Here is a 16,609-nt window from a genome sequence, read left to right on the forward strand (position 1 = left end):
CCGCGCCATGATTCGTCCTCTGTTCCCAGTCGCTCTACTCACCCTGGCTCTTGCCGGGTGTCAATCCGGCTCCATCACGCCCGTGCAGGAGGCGGCGGCCGACGAGCGCCCGCCGAGCGCTGCCGATTCGAGTGCCGCTTCGGCATCCAGCAATGCCACCGCACCTGCCCGCAGCGAGGCGGAGCCCGCCCCACCTGCCGACTTCCAGGCCTGGCTGCGCGACTTCCGTCGTCAGGCTCGGGCGGAGGGCATCAGCGAGGCGACCCTGTCGCGGGCGCTGGATGGTGTGCGTTACCGGCCGCGTGTCATCGAACTCGACCGTTCCCAGCCAGAGTTCGTACGTCCCATCTGGCAGTATCTCGAGACGGCCGTTTCCCAGGCGCGTGTGAGCCAGGGGCGGGCCAAGCTGGCCGAGCATCGCGACACGGCTCGGCGCATGGAGCAGCGTTACGGCGTGCCGGCCGAAATCATCGTGGCGATCTGGGGCATCGAGAGCAACTACGGCGGCAATTTTGGCGATTTTTCTACCCTGGAAGCGCTGGCGACCCTGGCCTTCGACGGCCGGCGCAGCGATTTCGCTCGCGGTGAATTGCTGGCCGCGCTGCGCATCATCGAGGCCGGCGACATTGCACCCGAGCGCATGGTCGGCTCCTGGGCCGGCGCCATGGGCCACACCCAGTTCATTCCTTCCAGCTTCGAGGCTTACGCGGTGGATGGTGACGGCGACGGTCGCCGTGATATCTGGGGCAGCATCCCGGACGTGATGGCTTCTACCGCCAACTACCTGGCGCGGGCGGGTTGGCAGCCCGGCCAGCCCTGGTTCGTCGAGGTGCGGCTGCCGAGTGATTTCGACTATGCCCAGACCGAACTTACCACGCGGCGTTCGAGCCAGGAGTGGGCGGCACAGGGGGTAAGCCGTCTCGGCGGTGGCAGCCTGCCGGCCTTCGACCAGGCCTCAGTGCTGGCCCCGGCGGGCGCCCAAGGGCCGGCCTTCCTGGTGGGTCCCAACTACCGTGCCATCCTGCGCTACAACAACGCCACCAGCTATGCCTTGGCAGTGGGCACCCTGGCCGACAGGATCGCGGAACGAGATGGTATCCGCAGTGACTGGCCGCGCGACGAGCAGCCGCTCTCGCGCAGTCAGGTACGTGAGATGCAGCAGGCGCTCAATGCCCGTGGCTTCGATGTCGGTGCGCCTGATGGTGTGATGGGGCCGAATACCCGGCGCGGCCTGCGCGATTACCAGCGCAGCATCGGCGTCACGCCGGACGGCTTCGCGACCTTGAGCTTGCTGCAGCGGCTGCAGCGTTGAACCGGTGACCCCGCTCTGACCGGTGAGCCAGAGCGGGGCGCCAGTTATGGCAAGATGAGGCGCTTAACAAGCTGCGGGCTTCAGGAAACGCTGAACAAATCGGCGAGCGAGATGAAGCGCAAGGCGCACGGAGCACAGGAACCGGAGCCTATGGGGTATAGGTGAGGATTCCGCGCACCGCGCAACGCAGCGATTCGCTCGCGCAGGCATTTGTGCAGTGTTTTCCTTAGTTGTTGGTCCAGCGATCCAGGGTTTCACTGATAGTACGTCCAGCCCGTTCGGCGCCTTCCTGGGTGCGCTCCCAGGCCTGTTCGGCTCCTTCGCCGACGCGATCGGCGCCGCGACGGGTCTGCTGCCAGGCGCTGTCGGCGCCTTCTCCGGCGCTATGCCACGCCTCGCGGGTGCGCTCGCGCGCCATGTCCCACCACTCCTGGTCGTAGCGCGGCATGGCCTCCAGCGACTCCGGATCGGCATCGACGATGATGTCATGGACCGTTTCGCCATCATCCTCGTAGTTGATCAGCCGGTAGTGGGCGTTGGTGATCACCAGGTAGTCGCCATTCTCTACCAGGTTGGCGTCAGGGCGAACGACGATGGCATGTACCTGCCGATCATCGCCGAGCAGAATATCGACCACCTCGCCCGGCTGGCTGTCCGGTGCCGCCTCGAAATGCACCTCGGCATCGAAGAGCGCCCGGGAGGAGTAGAGCCCCTGAGGCTCGAACTGCGCCTGTACGCCAGTGGCAAGGCCGGTAAGCAGCAGGCCGGCCGAGGCGGAAATGAGCATCCTTTTCATGCGGGGGTATGTCATCGTTTCGCTCTCCTTATCCTTGGTGACACGAATAGTGTAGTAAATGTAACAATGTTCGGGCGGCTGTGACATGCCGCGGCAGACTGAGCATCGACGACAAAGGAGCTATCGTCATGAAGAGAGTGTACCGGAAAGATTCGGCTCGAAAGTTGCGTAACCGGCTATTGGCAACGGTGGGCGCGCTGTTGCTGGCGGGGCCGGCCATGGCAGAGGAGCCGGTCGTGTACGGCTGGGTCGAGAAGAGTACGCTCGAACCCTGGGGGGTCGAAGTCAAGGCCAAGCTGGACAGCGGCGCCCTGACCTCTTCTCTGGATGCCCGCGATATCGAGACCTTCGACAAGAACGGCGAGGAGTGGGTGCGCTTTCGCCTGGAATTGACCGATGAGGCCAGCGGCGAGCCGTTCGAGGAGAGCCTGGAGCTGCCGCTCTACCGCGACATTCGCGTGCGCGGGGCCGGCGGTCGCGACGAGCGTCCGGTGGTGCTGATGAAGATCTGCATGGGCGATACCATCCACGAGGAGCAGTTTAGCCTGCGTGACCGGGAAGAGATGCACTACCCGCTGCTGCTGGGTAGGCGCACCATCGGCCATCTGGGCCTGCTCGACGTCACTCGCACCTTCCTCAATTCGCCCGACTGCGGCGACGATGCTGAGGTGATGCGCTACGAGGGCGAGGACGAGGGCGACATCGAGGACGACGATGTCGAGGACGACGAGGCCTGATTCTGCCTGCCAGGCATCAGAACAGCCGGGCGAGCAGGGCGACCACGGCGGTTTCCACCCGCAGGATGCGGGGGCCAAGATGGATGCCCTCGCAGCCCGCCTCGAGCAGCCGCTCCACCTCATACGGGATGAAACCGCCCTCGGGCCCGATGAGCAGCACGCAGGGCTCGCTCAGGCCGGTGGGGCAGGGATTGGGCATGCCCGGGTGGGCGACGAGCCCGCGGCGGCCGTCGAGCAGCAGCGGTAGCCGCTCCTCGACGAAGGGGCGAAAGCCCTTGGCCACGCTGACGTCGGGCAGTACCGTGTCCCGCGCCTGCTCGAGGCCCAGCACCAGGTGCTCGTGAATCTTCGCCGGCTCGAGCTCCGGCGACTGCCAGTAGCTCTTCTCCACCCGACGGGTATGCAGCAGGGTGATCCGTTTCACCCCCATGGCGGTGACATGCTCGAGGCTTCTGGCCAGCATGCGCGGGCGCGGCAGGGCCAGCACCAGGTGCACCGGCAGCGCCGGCGGCGGGGGCGTGTCGAGCGCCTCGAGCGTAAAGCGGGCTTCATCGTCGGAGAGCAGCGTGAGCTCACCGCGACCGATGCCGCCGCCCTGTATGCCCAGGGCCAGGACGTCGCCGACCCGGGCGCGATGCACTTCCTTCAGGTGACGCAGGCGGCGCGGGTCGCGCAAGCACGCCAGGCGGTCGTGCCGGATATCTTCCGGAGCCAGCAGAATCAGGTTCATCGGGCCTCGTTTGTCGCTTCGATTTGCAAGGGCGGTAGCGCGGTGCACAATAGCAGCCAAGGGCAAACCTGCCTTTCCCATAAGGAGTGCCGTCGTGCGCGTGATTCGCAAGTATGCCAACCGCAGGCTCTATGATACCCAACAGAGCCGCTATGTAACGCTGGAAGATCTGCGGCGCCTGATTCTCGACGAGGAGCCGTTCCGCGTCGAGGATGCAAAGTCCGGTGAGGACCTGACCCGTACCATTCTGCTGTCGATCATCATCGAGCAGGAGCAGGCTGACGGTGAGGCCGAGGTCTTTTCCAACGATCTGCTGGCCCAGTTTATCCGTGTCTATGACATGGCACAGCCGCTGCCGCTGGCCCGTTATCTGGAGCAGGGCACCCAACTGATGCTCGAGCAGCAGAAGCGCATGCAGGATCAGTGGCAGCAGGCGATGCGCCACTCGCCCATGGAGCTAATGCGCGAAATGGCCGAGGAGAACATGCGCTTCTGGCAGCAGGCGATCGGCCAGGGACAGCCGGGCAAGCCGGAGCCGAAGGACAGCTCGGACAAGGAAGACGACAAGTAGGCAGGCTGCGCGGGGCGGCGTCCGGGGCCGCTTTCTGCCATAATGCCGCGACGTCTTATAGCCGAATGCCAGGTTCGCCGCATGGTCGGGCCTGATCGGTACGAAACAGGAAAAGCAAGCGGATGAAGGTTTTGATCATCGGCGGCGGTGGCCGCGAACATGCCCTGGCCTGGAAAATCGGCCAGTCGCCCCTTGTCGAGCGGGTATTCGTGGCTCCCGGCAATGCCGGTACCGCCCACGAGCCCGGGCTGATCAACGTTGCCATCGAGGCGACCGAGCTGGAGCGCCTGTTGGCCTTTGCCCGCGACGAGGGCGTGGAGCTGACCATCGTCGGTCCCGAGGCTCCGCTGGTCGAAGGCGTGGTGGATCGCTTCCGCGAAGCCGGGCTGGCCATCTTCGGGCCGACCCAGGGGGCTGCTCAGTTGGAGGGCTCGAAGTCCTTCACCAAGGATTTCCTCGCCCGCCACGCCATTCCCACCGCGGCCTATCGCACCTTCACCGAGGTCGAGCCGGCGCTCGTCTACCTGGCCGAGCAGGGCGCACCGATCGTGATCAAGGCCGACGGCCTGGCCGCAGGCAAGGGCGTGATCGTGGCCATGACCCTGGCCGAGGCCGAGGCGGCGGTACGCGACATGCTCGAGGCCAATGCCTTCGGCGATGCCGGTGCGCGGGTGGTGATCGAGGAGTTCCTCGAAGGTGAAGAGGCGAGCTTCATCGTCATGGTCGATGGCACTACCGTGCTGCCCATGGCCACCAGCCAGGACCACAAGCGCGCCCTGGATGGCGATGCCGGCCCCAACACCGGCGGCATGGGCGCCTATTCGCCAGCGCCGGTGGTAACCGAGAGCGTGCACGAGCGCATCATGCAGCAGGTCATCATGCCCACCGTTCACGGTATGGCTGCCGAGGGCCACCCTTATAGCGGTTTTCTCTATGCCGGCCTGATGATCGACGCCGAGGGCAATCCCAAGGTGATCGAGTATAACTGCCGCTTCGGCGATCCCGAGACTCAGCCGATCATGCTGCGTCTGCGCTCCGATCTCGCCGAGCTGTGCCTGGCCGGGGCGCGGGGCGAGCTCGCCGGCCACACCTGCGAGTGGGACCCGCATGCTGCGGTGGGCGTGGTACTGGCCGCCGGCGGTTATCCCGGCAGCTATCGCAAGGGTGACGCCATCGTTGGGCTCGACGCCGCAGAGGCGACCGGTTGCAAGGTCTTCCATGCCGGTACCGCCGAGGACGACCAGGGGCGTATCGTGACCAGCGGCGGGCGTGTGCTGTGCGTCACCGCGCTGGGACAGGGCGTGTCCAAGGCTCGCGATCTGGCCTACCAAGGCGTGGCGGCGATTCACTGGGACGGCGTTCAGTTCCGCCGCGACATCGCCTACCGTGCCATTGCCCGGGAGCGTCAGGAGGGCTGATCACGGCCTCCTGTATCTACCGCAACGACAGTCAGGGAGTGAGCATGGAGCGCATCAAGCTGGCATTTCCCGATTCCGCCATCGTGCACAGGCAGCCGCTGTCGGTACGCGTCACCGACATGAACTATGGTCGACACCTGGGGCACGATACGCTGGTATCGCTGCTGCATGAGGCGCGCATACAGGCCTTCGGCGCCCTTGGTCTCACCGAGTGGGACATGGGCGGCTTTCCCAGCGTGGTGGTCGACCTCGCCGTGCAGTACCAGTCCGAGGCCCGCTGGCCGGATGCGCTGGTGGTGGAGACAGCCATTCCGGAGCCGGCCAGCCAGGCTATCGTGGTCTATCATCGGGTACGGCATGCCGAAGGCGGCCGGCCGGTAGCCACGGCGCGCCTCAACCTGGTGCTGTTGGACCCGGCCCAGGGGCGCAGCGTCGCGCTGCCCGATGCCGTACGGCAGGCCTTTGTCGGAGCGGAGAGCGCCTGATGTCGCGGGAATATCCCATCATCGCCGTGACCGGCTCCTCCGGGGCCGGCACCACTACGGTGAAACGCACCTTCGAGCGCATGTTCGCCCGCGAGGACGTGCATGCGGCCTTCGTCGATGGCGATGCCTTCCATCGCTATACCCGCGAGGAGCTGGCGCGCATCTTCCGCGAAGAGCCCGAGCGCAAGAATCAGCTCTCCCACTTTGCCGTGGAGGCCAATCTGCTCGACCGTCTCGAAGCGCTGTTCCTGGAGTACGGCGAGCATGGCACCGGGACCTACCGGCACTACATTCATGCCGAAGACAAGCAGATGATCGAGGCGGGCCATCAGGTGGGCACCTTCACCGAATGGCAGCCGCTGCCCTGCGGCACCGACCTGCTGTTCTACGAGGGATTGCACGGCGGGCTGGTGACGTCGGGGCACGATATCGCCCGCCACGTGGATCTGCTGGTGGGGGTGGCGCCGACCATGAATCTCGAGTGGATTCAGAAGATCGACCGCGACATCAAGCTGCGCGGCTACTCCCAGGAGGCGGTGATCGACACCATTCTGGGTCGCATGAACGACTACGTGCGCTACATTCAGCCGCAGTTCTCGCGCACCCACATCAACTTCCAGCGGGTACCCACGGTGGATACCTCCAATCCGTTCGAGGTGCAGGACATCCCCAACGACGCCGAATCGTTCGTGGTGATTCGCTTCCGTGACCCCTCGACGGTGGATTTTCCCTGGCTGCTGGCGATGATCCAGGACTCCTTCATGAGCCGTCCGCACACTTTGGTGGTGCCCGGGGCGAGGATGTCACTGGCCATCGAGCTCATCCTGGCGCCGCTGGTGCGCCATCTGCTGGCGCAGCGGCGTTTTCGGTAATACGCAAGGGAGCACGTCCGATGCAAGACTGCCTGTTCTGCAAGATCGTCAAGCGCGAGATCCCTGCCGATATCGTCTTCGAAGATGACCAGGTCTTGGCGTTCAACGACATCAATCCCCAAGCGCCGACCCATGTCCTGATCATTCCCAAGCGCCATATCGCCACTCTCAACGACCTCGAGGAGGCAGACCAGACCCTGGTCGGCCGGCTGCCGGTCGTGGCGGCCCATCTGGCCCGGGAGCGGGGCTTTGCCGATGACGGCTACCGGGTGGTGATGAACTGCAATGACCAGGGCGGGCAGACGGTCTATCATATTCATATGCACCTGATGGGCGGTCGTCGCTTTACTTGGCCGGCTGGCTAGCCGGCGCTCTGCGGTCCATCCGCGCGCGTCGAGGCGTGCGACGCATCAGGTGCATCCAATTTCATCAGCGCCACCCCATGGGTGGCGCTGTCGTAATAGCCGACAGGTTTCCGGGCGCGAAACGAGCACACCGCACCCTGACGAGCTCAGGAAGGCGGCGCAAAGGGAAAAGAGACATGTACCGTAACTACTCTCCGGCCGACAATCTGGTCCACCAGTTCGATACCGTGCTGCGCACATTGATCCCCCATGCAGCTCACCCCTCGCGCCCCTCGCCGGCCACCGCGGACATCCAGGACGACGACATGAGCGCCGAGGAGCGGCGCCATGCCGCCGGGCTGATGCGGGTCAATCATACCGGTGAGGTATGCGCCCAGGCGCTCTATCAGGGCCAGGGTTGCACCGCCAAGCTGCCGGAAGTGCGCAGTCAGATGGAGCACTCCGCCCAGGAAGAGATCGATCATCTGGCCTGGTGCGACGAGCGGCTGCAAGAGCTCGACAGTCACCCCAGCGTGCTGAATCCGCTGTTCTATGCGGCTTCCTTCGGCCTGGGGGCGGTGGCGGGCGCCATCGGCGACCGCATCAGCCTGGGCTTCGTCGCCGCCACCGAGGAGCAGGTGGGCAAGCATCTGGAGGATCACCTGGTCAAACTGCCAGCGGGCGACCACCGCTCGCGTGCCGTGCTGCGTCAGATGGCCATCGACGAGGCGCATCACGCCCAACTGGCGCTGGAAGCCGGCGGGGCACGCTTCCCGGCGCCGATCAAATTCGGCATGTCGTTGATGTCGAAGGTGATGACCAAGAGCGTCTATCGAATCTGAGCACGTCGCGATGTCGGACGAGATCCATCGGCGCTGTATCGAAGTCGCCAGCCAGTTGAGTCCACTGCTCGCCGAGGCCATCGAGCGCGGTGGGCCGCTGGTACTGCGCGCCGACGACGGCCAGCCGCTGGCGGAGCGCCTGTGCCGTTCGATCGCTGGGCAGCAGCTTTCGGTAAAGGCGGCGCGCTCGATCTGGGCGCGGGTCGTCGATGCGGCGGGCGAGACGCCGCTGATGGAATTTTTCCTCGAGCCGAACCAGGAGGTGCTGCGTGGCTGCGGCCTGTCGGGGGCCAAGGCCAGAGCGCTGTGCCTGATTGCCGAAGAGGCCCGCGCCGGTCGGCTTGAAGCCGACGCGCTGCGAGGTCTGGACCATGTCGAACGCTCGCGGCACCTGACCGCACTATGGGGTGTGGGGCAATGGACCGCCGACATGCTGTCGATCTTCTACTTCGGCGAGCCTGACGTCTGGCCGGAAGGCGACGTGACGGCGCGCAAGACCCTCGAGCGTCTTACCAGCCCGCGGCGCAAGACGCTGCGAACCGCCATGCGTTTTGCCCCCCATCGCTCCTACCTTGCCCTATACCTGTGGCGGCATGTCGACTCGCCGCCTGGCTAGCGCTTGGCTATCCGTTTGGAACCAGAAAAGGCCCGCCAGGCGGGCCTTCGTCTGTATGGGGGCTCAGTCTCGGTGCTGCTAGTCGTCGATGATGCTGTAGGAGTGGGTAACGTCTACCCCACCCTTGGCCAGCATGATCGAAGCGCTGCAGTATTTCTCGGCCGACAGCTCCACGGCGCGCTTGACCTGGCTCTCCTTGAGGTTGCGGCCGCTGACGGTGAAGTGGATGTGGATCTTGGTGAAGACGGCTGGCACGGCATCGGCGCGTTCGGCCTCGATGGTCGCCACGCAGTCGCTCACGGGGGCGCGCGACTTCTCGAGGATCTCCAGCACGTCGAAGGAGGTGCAGGCGCCCATGCCCATCAGCAGCATTTCCATCGGGCGCGGGCCGGTATTGCGTCCGCCGTGGTCAGGCGGGCCATCGATCACCACGCTGTGACCACTACCCGATTCGGCGACGAACTGACGGCCATCGGTCCACTTGACGCTGGCTTTCATGAGCAAGGTTTCCTTGTCGATACGTTCATGTCGGAGAGCTTACCACTGTGCGGCGCTCGGCTCAGCCCTGCCGCCTGACCAGCTCCCGCTCCAGCTCGGCCAGGCGCTCGGGGGTACCCACGTCGACCCAGCGTCCGCGATGGTGGGTGCCGCCAACGCGGCCGGCACGCATCGCCGTACGCAGCAGGGGGGCCAGGGGAAACTCACCCGGTGCCCGGTCGGCCACCAGGGCCGGGTCGAGCAGGCTGAGCCCGGCGAAGGTCAGGCGTGGCTCGCCCTCGGCGTGGACCCGCCCCGCGGCGTCCAGATGGAAATCGCCGCCGGGGTGGTGAGCGGGATTGTCGACCAGCACCAGGTGGGCCAGATCGCGCCCCAGGACGGGAAGTGTCGAGGGGTCGAATTCGCACCAGACGTCGCCGTTGATCAGCAGGAAGGGCGCGTCGCCCAGCAGCGGCAGCGCCTGGCGAATGCCGCCGCCGGTCTCCAGCGGCTGCGTTTCACGGCTCCAGGCGATGCGTACGCCGAACTGTCGACCATCGCCCAGGGCGCCGATGATCTGCTCGGCGCGATAGCTGACGTTGATCACCACTTCGTCGATACCGGCGGCCGCCAGACGTTCCAGGTGGTGCACGATCAGCGGCTTGCCGGCTACCGGCAGCAGCGGCTTGGGACAATGGTCGGTCAATGGGCGCATGCGTTTGCCGAGCCCGGCGGCCAGGATCATGGCCTTCATGTCGCCTCCGGGCCGGTGCCGGCGGCCAGCCGCTGGGTCAGGGTGGGGCGCAGGCGCTCCGCCAGCCAGCGCTGGAAGGCTGCGTGTTCGGGCAGGTCGACGAGGCTGGCCTCGAGATGGCCGAGGAAGTGCGGCAGACGTTCGAGATAGCCGCTACGGCCATCGCGCAGGGTCAGGCGACAGAAGATGCCGAGCACCTTGAGCGCGCGCTGGGCGGCCATGGCCTGGGCCTGGCGCTGGAAGGTATCGCTGCCGGTGGAGCCGGGCAGGCGGCCGTCGTGAACTGCCCGCTGGCGAAAGGCCTCGACCCAACGCGCGAAGCGCGCGGGCGGGAAGCGGCAGTAGCGCCCGCGCAGCAGCGAGATCAGGTCGTAGGTGATGGGGCCGGCCACGGCGTCCTGGAAATCGATCAGGTAGAGCGTCTCGTCGTGCACCATCAGGTTCATGGCATCGAAATCGCGATGCACCGTGACCACCGGCTGCGCCAGGGCGGAGGCGATCAGCGCCTCACGCAGCTCGGCCCAGCCGGGCGGTAGGGCGCTATCGCCCAGCCATTGCGTCAGGCACCACTCGGGGAAGAGGTCCAGCTCGCGGCCCAGCAGCGCCTCGTCGTAGACCGGCAGCATATCGGGACCGGCGCGATTCTGCAGCTCATGAATCAGGGCCAGGGCGCGTTCATGCCAGGCCAGGGTGTCGGCATGCTCGTCGTCGGCGAAGCGCAGCTGCAGCGGCGTGTCGCCCAGGTCGTCGAGCTCGACGAAGCCGGCGTCGAGATCCACCGCGTGCAGAGCCGGTACCGGCAGGCCACCGGCCCGCCAGCGGCGGGCGATGTCGACGAATGGACGACTGTCCTCCTGGGGTGGGGGCGCATCCATCAGCATGCGCGTGCTGCCGTCGGGCAGCTGCAGACGGAAGTAGCGGCGAAAGCTGGCGTCTCCTGCGGCCAGGCACAGGTCGAGGGCTGCCGGGGAAAGCTCGTGCTGCGCCGCGGCCCACTGGCGCAGGGCCTCGAATCGCGTCGTGGTGTCGGCCTGGGTCATGCTGGCTCCTTGCAGTCTCGGACGGTGCCGGTTGACGCCCGTTGGGCACCGCCGCATGCTGACCGATCAGGCGCATACGACAGGCTGGGTGTGGTCTGTATAATACCGATTCTCTTCGCCAAGGACATCGAGGGACCATGGGCAAGCGACATGCAGGAACGGCGTTGGCCAGCCTGATCACATCCGGCCTGACGCTGGGCGCGCCGCAGGCGCTGGCGCTCGAGCCGTTGGCGGCATGGCAACTGGACTGGCAGCCTTGGGGCGAGGGGCGTCCGGCCGAGGCGCTGTGCCGCGGGGTCTACATCATGCCTGCCTATCGCTTGCCCGCCGGTGACGAGCCGGGCCAGGTGCGCAGCGAGTCCGACACCGCCTATTACGGCGATGATGGCGAAACCATTCTCGGCGGTGAAGTGATCCTGCGGCGTGCCGACACGCAGCTCGAGTCGCCGCGGGTGAGCGTGCCGCCCGAGCGTGAGCGGGCGTTTGCCGAAGGGCCGTTGGCGCTGCGCGATCTCAACCTGCTGGTGCGCGGAGAGGCCGGCGAGGTCTCGCTGGTTACCGATGCCGCCAGCATCGACGCGGCGCACTTCGTGGTCCACGATCAGCACCTGCGCGGCGATGCCATGCAGATGGAGCGGCTGGAGGATGGCCGCTTCCGGCTCACCTCGGCCAGCTTCACCACCTGCGACCCGGGCGACAATCTGTGGCAACTGGTCACCGGCGATCTGGTGCTCGACCGCGAGAGTGGCTTCGGTACCGCGCGTCACGCGCGCCTGGAGATGGGCAATGTGCCGGTGTTCTACTGGCCCTGGGTGCGTTTCCCCATCGACGACCGGCGTCACACCGGTTTCCTGTGGCCCGAAATCGGCCTCTCCGGCGGCGCCCTGGACTATGCCCAGCCGTTCTACTGGAACATCGCGCCCAATCATGACGCCACCCTCACGCCGCGCTGGATCAGCGACCGCGGCCTGCTTTTGGGCGGGGAGTACCGCTATCTGTTCCCCACCGATGCCGGTCAGATCGAGGGGGCCTACCTGTCCAGCGACGGCGGTGGCTCCGACGAGCCGGGTGCCGCTTCGCGGCGCTACGAGGGCGAGGACCGCTGGTACGTCGATTACCGCCATACTGGGCGTTTCGATACGCGCACGAGCTATAACCTGCGCTATGGGGCGGCCAGCGACGGGCGCTATTTCGACGACTACGGCAGCATCTTCGGCGACGACCCCAGCAACATGCCGCGCCTGGCCCAGATAGACTACCGCGGCGCTGTCTGGCGCCTGGATGCCCGTGCCCAGGGCTACCAGCGGCTCGACGATCCGCTGCGCGATCGCGACAAACCGTTCTACCGTCTGCCCAGCCTCACCGCCGACGCTCGCTGGATGCAGCCAGGCGGGCTGTACCAGGAGTGGCGCTCCAATGTCACCTACTTCTGGCGCGACGTGAATGAAGTGGCGCTGTCTCGGGAGCGTGAGGCTGCAGTGGGTACCCGTCTGCACCTGGCGCCAGCTACCGGTTGGCGCTTCGATCAGAGCTGGGGCCACCTGGAGCCGCGAGTGGAGTGGCTCTATACCGCGTATGATCTCGACTACGGCGAGCGCCAGACCGAGCGTGACACCACGCTACAGCGGGCGGTGCCGGTGACTTCCATCGACGGCGGGCTGGTGTTCGAGCGCGAGCTGGAGCTCGGCGGGCGGCCTTATCGTCAGACGTTGGAGCCACGGGTCAACTATGCCTATGTGCCGGCCCGCGATCAGCGTGAGTTTCCCGATTTCGATACCAGCGAGCGGGCACTCTCGTGGAATCAGCTGTGGTCGCCGTATCGCTTCTCCGGGGCCGATCGGGTGGGGGATCTCAACCGCTTGTCGGTAGGTGTCGACTCACGCCTGCTGGAAGACGACCGCGGCCGCGAGCGGCTGGCCATCGGCATCGGTCAGGCGTTCTATTTCGATGATCGTCATATCGACATGGACGGTAATCCCGATACACTGCCGGTGCCGCCTGAGCAGGGCGGGGATTTCGAATCCTGGTACAACGCCACCCGCGACCGCTCATCGCTGGTGACCCGGCTCGATTGGCAGATCAACGATGCCTGGCGCAGCCGCTTGCAGTGGATCTACGACGACTACCAGCAGCGTACCGAGCGGACCTCGCTGGACCTGAGCTACCGCAGCCAGGCAGGGCACGTATTGAACCTTGGCTACCGTTGGGAACTCCAAGGGTTCGACCCGTCGGTGGAGCCGGACGACGACGAGTTCCGCGACTACAACCGCGAAGAGTACGATCTCTCGTTTGCCTGGAAGCTCTCGCCCCGGGTGGATCTGATCGGGCGTGCCGTGTATGACTACACCAACGAGCGCCTGCTCGACCAGTTGGCAGGCGTGCAGTGGAACGACTGCTGCTACGGCTTGCAAGTCGTCTGGCGCGAATGGGTCGATGACCAAGGCACTGCCAGCATCGAGAACGATACGACGGAGCGTGGGTTGTTCCTGCGCTTCGTATTCAAGGGCTTGGGCGGTGTCGGTGGCGACGCCGGCGACTATTTCGAGCGGGCCATACCGGGCTACCGAGCCACTGCCTTCTGATCGTGCGTATGCCCTACAAGTGAGCCATATGAGAGGAAAGAGAGAGATGCGGATTTCGCCATTCGCCACCCTGGGCGCCCTGGGATTGGTCCTGTGCCTCGGTGCCTTGCCGCTGTCGGCTGTGGCCCAGGATTTCCAGCCGGTACAGCGGCAGTCCCTGGACCGTATCGTGGCCGTGGTGAACCAGCAGGCCATCATGCACAGCCAGCTCGAGGAGCGCATGATGCAGGCGCGCAGTCAGCTGTCGGCACAGGGGCAGTCCCTGCCCCCCGAGACGATGCTGCGCGAATACGTGCTCGAGCAGATCATCCTGGAAGAGATTCAGCTGCAGATGGCGGCCAATGCCGGCCTCAGCATCGACGACACCGCGCTCAACCGGCAGATGCGCGAGATCGCCGAGAGCAACAACATGACCCTCGATCAGTTCGCCGACGCCCTGGAGGCGGATGGTCTGACCATGGCATCCGTGCGCGAGGAGATCCGTCGCGAGATGCTGCTGCGTGAACTGCATCAGCGTCAGATCGGCGGCCGGGTCAACGTCAGCACACGTGAGGTGGAGCGCTTCATCGAGCAGCAGGGCGGCAACGTGAGCCATGAGCAGGCGCGCCAGATGGTGTTCCAGCGCAAGGCCAACGAAGCCCTCGACGCCTGGCTGCAGGAGATTCGCGCCGATGCCTTCGTCGACAATCGGCTGGCCAGCGGCAGCTGATAGATGAAACCGTCCGCGCCCGTGCTGGCGGTGACCAGCGGGGAGCCTGCCGGCATCGGCCCCGAGCTGTGCCTGCAGCTGGCCTTGGGGGAGCCGCCGCCCGGGGGCGTCGTGGTAGTGGGCGACCCGACCCTGCTGGCTCAGCGTGCGGCGCTGCTACGCCTGGAGGTCGACTTGGTCGAACTAAGTCCAGGGGCGCCGGTGCCGCCAGCAAGGCGCGGCGTGCTGCCGGTGTGGCCGGTGGCGCTGCGTGAGCCGAGCCGCCCCGGTGAGCTGGCCGTGGCCAATGCCGGCTATGTGCTGGAAACCCTCGACGTGGCGATTGCGGCCTGTCGCGACGGCCGTGCCGGCGCCATGGTTACCGCACCGCTGCACAAAGGGGTGATTCTCGATGCCGGCCATGCCGGCTTTCGCGGCCACACCGAGTACCTGCGCGATGCCTGCGGCGTCGACGAGGTGGTGATGATGCTGGCCACCGACAGCGCTCTGCATGCTGCGGGCTCCGACTGGCAGGGTAGCACCGCGCTGAGAGTGGCGCTGGCCACCACCCACCTGCCCCTGCGTGAGGTGGCCGACGCCATCAGCGAGGCGGGGCTGGAGCGCATCCTGCGTATTCTGCAGGCGGACCTGACACGCTGGTTCGGCATTGCCAGGCCGCGCATTGCCGTGTGCGGCCTCAATCCCCACGCGGGGGAGAGCGGGCATCTGGGGCGCGAAGAGCTCGAGGTGATCGAGCCCTGTCTTGTGCGCCTGCGCAACGAGGGTTTCGAGCTTGACGGGCCGCTGCCGGCCGATACCCTGTTCACGCCGCGCCATCTGACCGGGGTCGATGCGGTGCTGGCGATGTATCATGATCAGGGCCTGCCGGTGCTCAAGTATGCCGGCTTCGGCCAGGCCGCCAACATCACCCTGGGGCTGCCTATCGTGCGTACCTCGGTGGATCATGGCACGGCGCTGGATCTGGCCGGTCGCGGTCTGGCCGATGCGGGCAGTCTGCGAGTCGCCGTGGCACTGGCCGCCGACATGGCCGACCGCGGTTCGGCCACTCCCTGACGAACGAACAGACAAGGATTCTTTGCATGGCATCGCGCCCGCCGGTCCATCGCGCTCGCAAGCGCTTCGGCCAGAACTTCCTGCGTGACCCCGGCATCATTTCCCGCATCGTGCGGGCCATCGCGCCCCGCCCCGGCGACAGGCTGGTGGAGATTGGCCCCGGCCAGGGGGCGCTGACCGAACCGCTGATCGAATCAGCCGGCGGGCAGCTCGAGGTAATCGAGCTGGATCGCGACCTGATCCCCGGGCTGCGCGTGCAGTTCTTCAACTATCCGGGCTTCGTGGTGCACGAGGGCGATGCGCTGAAGTTCGACTTCCGTGCGCTGCGCGGCGACGGCGAGCCGCTACGGGTGGTGGGCAACCTGCCCTACAACATCTCGACGCCGCTGATCGCCCACCTGCTGGAAGCCGGCGATGTGATCGCCGACATGCACTTCATGCTGCAGAAGGAGGTGGTCGAGCGCCTGGCTGCTGAGCCAGGCGGTGCCGACTGGGGACGTCTCTCGGTGATGGCGCAGTATCGCTGCCGCGTCGATGACCTGTTCACGGTGCCGCCGGAGGCATTCGTGCCGCGGCCCAAGGTCGACTCGGCCATCGTGCGGTTGACGCCATACGCCGAGCTGCCCTGGCCGGCGACGAACGAGGCGCTGCTGTTCGATGTCGTGCGTCAGGCCTTCTCACAGCGCCGCAAGACCCTGCGCAACAATCTCAAGGGGGTGGTGGACGGCGACACGCTGACAGCGCTGGGCATCGACCCCGCGCGCCGGCCTCAGACGCTGAACGTAGAAGAGTTCGTTCGCATTGCCAACCACCTCGCTGCCACGGAGGTCACACCATGAACCCGACTTCCGACGTGCCGCTGGAGCGGGAGGTGCTGGTCGACGTGGAGCCGATCTATCGCGACGACGAGTCCTCGCGTGAGGAGTCGCGCTATGTCTTCAGCTATACGGTGACGATCCACAATCATTCGGCGCGTAGCGTCCAACTGCTGGCGCGTCACTGGCGTATCACCCAGGGCAGCGGCAAGGTGCAGGAGGTGCGCGGCAAGGGGGTGGTGGGCCAGCAGCCCATGATCGGCCCCGGGCAGACCTTCCGCTACACCAGCCGTGCCATCCTTGACGGGCCGGTGGGGGTGATGGAAGGCTCCTACACCTGTGTTGATACCGCCAGTCAGCGTCCTTTCGAAGTGAGCATCGCGCCTTTCCGGCTGGCCGGCCCCAATCAGATACACTGAAGCCTGCGGTGCGGGGTGAGCCTCGCGCCGGATGGAC

At 66.2% G+C, this 16,609-nt stretch carries 19 protein-coding genes; 14 read left to right on the plus strand and 5 right to left on the minus strand.

Annotation, left to right across the window (positions count from 1 at the left end; genetic code table 11):
• The first annotated feature begins 7 nt into the window (after positions 1 to 7).
• Positions 8 to 1,312: a lytic murein transglycosylase gene (locus HOP59_RS02955; RefSeq protein ID WP_010629637.1), complete on the plus strand. Its 1,305-nt coding sequence runs from the start codon at positions 8 to 10 to the stop codon at positions 1,310 to 1,312.
• 226 nt (positions 1,313 to 1,538) lie between these two features.
• On the opposite strand, the gene HOP59_RS02960 is transcribed toward HOP59_RS02955, so the two are convergent.
• Positions 1,539 to 2,123 carry a PRC-barrel domain containing protein gene (locus tag HOP59_RS02960; RefSeq protein WP_141638675.1) on the minus strand — a complete coding sequence of 195 codons (585 nt, stop codon included), beginning with the start codon at positions 2,121 to 2,123 and terminating at the stop codon, positions 1,539 to 1,541.
• A 113-nt stretch (positions 2,124 to 2,236) separates the two neighbouring features.
• Between HOP59_RS02960 and rloA3 the strand changes: the two genes are divergently transcribed.
• Positions 2,237 to 2,845, plus strand: a complete 609-nt coding sequence (gene rloA3, locus HOP59_RS02965; RefSeq protein ID WP_010629635.1) for a retropepsin-like aspartic peptidase RloA3 — start codon at positions 2,237 to 2,239, stop codon at positions 2,843 to 2,845.
• Positions 2,846 to 2,861: 16 nt separating this feature from the next.
• Here the strand turns inward: rloA3 and HOP59_RS02970 are convergent, their stop codons facing one another.
• Positions 2,862 to 3,575: a 16S rRNA (uracil(1498)-N(3))-methyltransferase gene (locus HOP59_RS02970; RefSeq protein WP_234252739.1), complete on the minus strand. Its 714-nt coding sequence runs from the start codon at positions 3,573 to 3,575 to the stop codon at positions 2,862 to 2,864.
• Between the two features lie 94 nt (positions 3,576 to 3,669).
• On the opposite strand from HOP59_RS02970, the gene phaR reads away from it, so the two are divergent.
• The 7 genes from phaR to HOP59_RS03005 all read left to right on the plus strand — a co-directional run bounded on the left by phaR (position 3,670) and on the right by HOP59_RS03005 (position 8,723).
• On the plus strand, positions 3,670 to 4,146 hold the full coding sequence (phaR, locus tag HOP59_RS02975) for a polyhydroxyalkanoate synthesis repressor PhaR (protein ID WP_010629633.1): 477 nt from the start codon (positions 3,670 to 3,672) through the stop codon (positions 4,144 to 4,146).
• Between the two features lie 122 nt (positions 4,147 to 4,268).
• Positions 4,269 to 5,564 carry a phosphoribosylamine--glycine ligase gene (purD, locus tag HOP59_RS02980; RefSeq protein WP_234252740.1) on the plus strand — a complete coding sequence of 432 codons (1,296 nt, stop codon included), beginning with the start codon at positions 4,269 to 4,271 and terminating at the stop codon, positions 5,562 to 5,564.
• Between the two features lie 44 nt (positions 5,565 to 5,608).
• Entirely contained in the window at positions 5,609 to 6,049 is a 441-nt protein-coding gene (locus tag HOP59_RS02985; protein WP_010629631.1) for an acyl-CoA thioesterase, read from the plus strand.
• Positions 6,049 to 6,921: a phosphoribulokinase gene (locus HOP59_RS02990; protein ID WP_010629630.1), complete on the plus strand. Its 873-nt coding sequence runs from the start codon at positions 6,049 to 6,051 to the stop codon at positions 6,919 to 6,921. Before HOP59_RS02985 ends, HOP59_RS02990 begins: the two co-directional genes overlap by 1 nt.
• A 20-nt stretch (positions 6,922 to 6,941) precedes the next feature.
• The gene (locus tag HOP59_RS02995; RefSeq protein ID WP_010629629.1) at positions 6,942 to 7,286 is read left to right on the plus strand and encodes a histidine triad nucleotide-binding protein; all 345 of its coding nucleotides are present in this window, start codon (positions 6,942 to 6,944) and stop codon (positions 7,284 to 7,286) included.
• A 176-nt stretch (positions 7,287 to 7,462) separates the two neighbouring features.
• On the plus strand, positions 7,463 to 8,107 hold the full coding sequence (coq7, locus tag HOP59_RS03000) for a 2-polyprenyl-3-methyl-6-methoxy-1,4-benzoquinone monooxygenase (protein WP_234252741.1): 645 nt from the start codon (positions 7,463 to 7,465) through the stop codon (positions 8,105 to 8,107).
• A 10-nt stretch (positions 8,108 to 8,117) separates the two neighbouring features.
• Positions 8,118 to 8,723, plus strand: coding sequence for a DNA-3-methyladenine glycosylase family protein (locus HOP59_RS03005; protein ID WP_010629627.1), 606 nt, complete (start codon positions 8,118 to 8,120; stop codon positions 8,721 to 8,723).
• Between the two features lie 78 nt (positions 8,724 to 8,801).
• Here HOP59_RS03005 and HOP59_RS03010 read toward each other — a convergent pair whose 3' ends face one another.
• The 3 genes from HOP59_RS03010 to HOP59_RS03020 all read right to left on the minus strand — a co-directional run bounded on the left by HOP59_RS03010 (position 8,802) and on the right by HOP59_RS03020 (position 10,994).
• Entirely contained in the window at positions 8,802 to 9,221 is a 420-nt protein-coding gene (locus tag HOP59_RS03010) for an OsmC family protein (protein WP_010629626.1), read from the minus strand.
• A 61-nt stretch (positions 9,222 to 9,282) separates the two neighbouring features.
• Positions 9,283 to 9,954 (minus strand): N-acetylmuramate alpha-1-phosphate uridylyltransferase MurU, encoded by a 672-nt coding sequence (gene murU / locus HOP59_RS03015; RefSeq protein WP_234252742.1) that lies wholly within the window; start codon positions 9,952 to 9,954, stop codon positions 9,283 to 9,285.
• Entirely contained in the window at positions 9,951 to 10,994 is a 1,044-nt protein-coding gene (locus HOP59_RS03020; protein WP_234252743.1) for an aminoglycoside phosphotransferase family protein, read from the minus strand. The genes murU and HOP59_RS03020 overlap by 4 nt, the downstream gene beginning before the upstream one ends.
• A 137-nt stretch (positions 10,995 to 11,131) precedes the next feature.
• Here HOP59_RS03020 and HOP59_RS03025 point away from each other — a divergent pair, with 137 nt between their 5' ends.
• The 5 genes from HOP59_RS03025 to apaG are packed head-to-tail and all read left to right on the plus strand — an operon-like array spanning position 11,132 to position 16,572.
• The gene (locus tag HOP59_RS03025) at positions 11,132 to 13,576 is read left to right on the plus strand and encodes an LPS-assembly protein LptD (RefSeq protein WP_234252744.1); all 2,445 of its coding nucleotides are present in this window, start codon (positions 11,132 to 11,134) and stop codon (positions 13,574 to 13,576) included.
• A 46-nt stretch (positions 13,577 to 13,622) separates the two neighbouring features.
• The gene (locus HOP59_RS03030; RefSeq protein WP_010629622.1) at positions 13,623 to 14,285 is read left to right on the plus strand and encodes a SurA N-terminal domain-containing protein; all 663 of its coding nucleotides are present in this window, start codon (positions 13,623 to 13,625) and stop codon (positions 14,283 to 14,285) included.
• Positions 14,286 to 14,288: 3 nt separating this feature from the next.
• On the plus strand, positions 14,289 to 15,338 hold the full coding sequence (gene pdxA / locus HOP59_RS03035) for a 4-hydroxythreonine-4-phosphate dehydrogenase PdxA (RefSeq protein WP_234252745.1): 1,050 nt from the start codon (positions 14,289 to 14,291) through the stop codon (positions 15,336 to 15,338).
• Positions 15,339 to 15,364: 26 nt separating this feature from the next.
• Positions 15,365 to 16,177, plus strand: coding sequence for a 16S rRNA (adenine(1518)-N(6)/adenine(1519)-N(6))-dimethyltransferase RsmA (gene rsmA, locus HOP59_RS03040; protein ID WP_010629620.1), 813 nt, complete (start codon positions 15,365 to 15,367; stop codon positions 16,175 to 16,177).
• Complete coding sequence (gene apaG / locus HOP59_RS03045; RefSeq protein WP_234252746.1) at positions 16,174 to 16,572, plus strand: Co2+/Mg2+ efflux protein ApaG; 399 nt, start codon at positions 16,174 to 16,176, stop codon at positions 16,570 to 16,572. The genes rsmA and apaG overlap by 4 nt, the downstream gene beginning before the upstream one ends.
• Positions 16,573 to 16,609: the final 37 nt, after the last annotated feature.

Origin of the sequence: Billgrantia aerodenitrificans, from assembly GCF_021404405.1 — a bacterium.
GTDB lineage: Bacteria > Pseudomonadota > Gammaproteobacteria > Pseudomonadales > Halomonadaceae > Halomonas > Halomonas aerodenitrificans.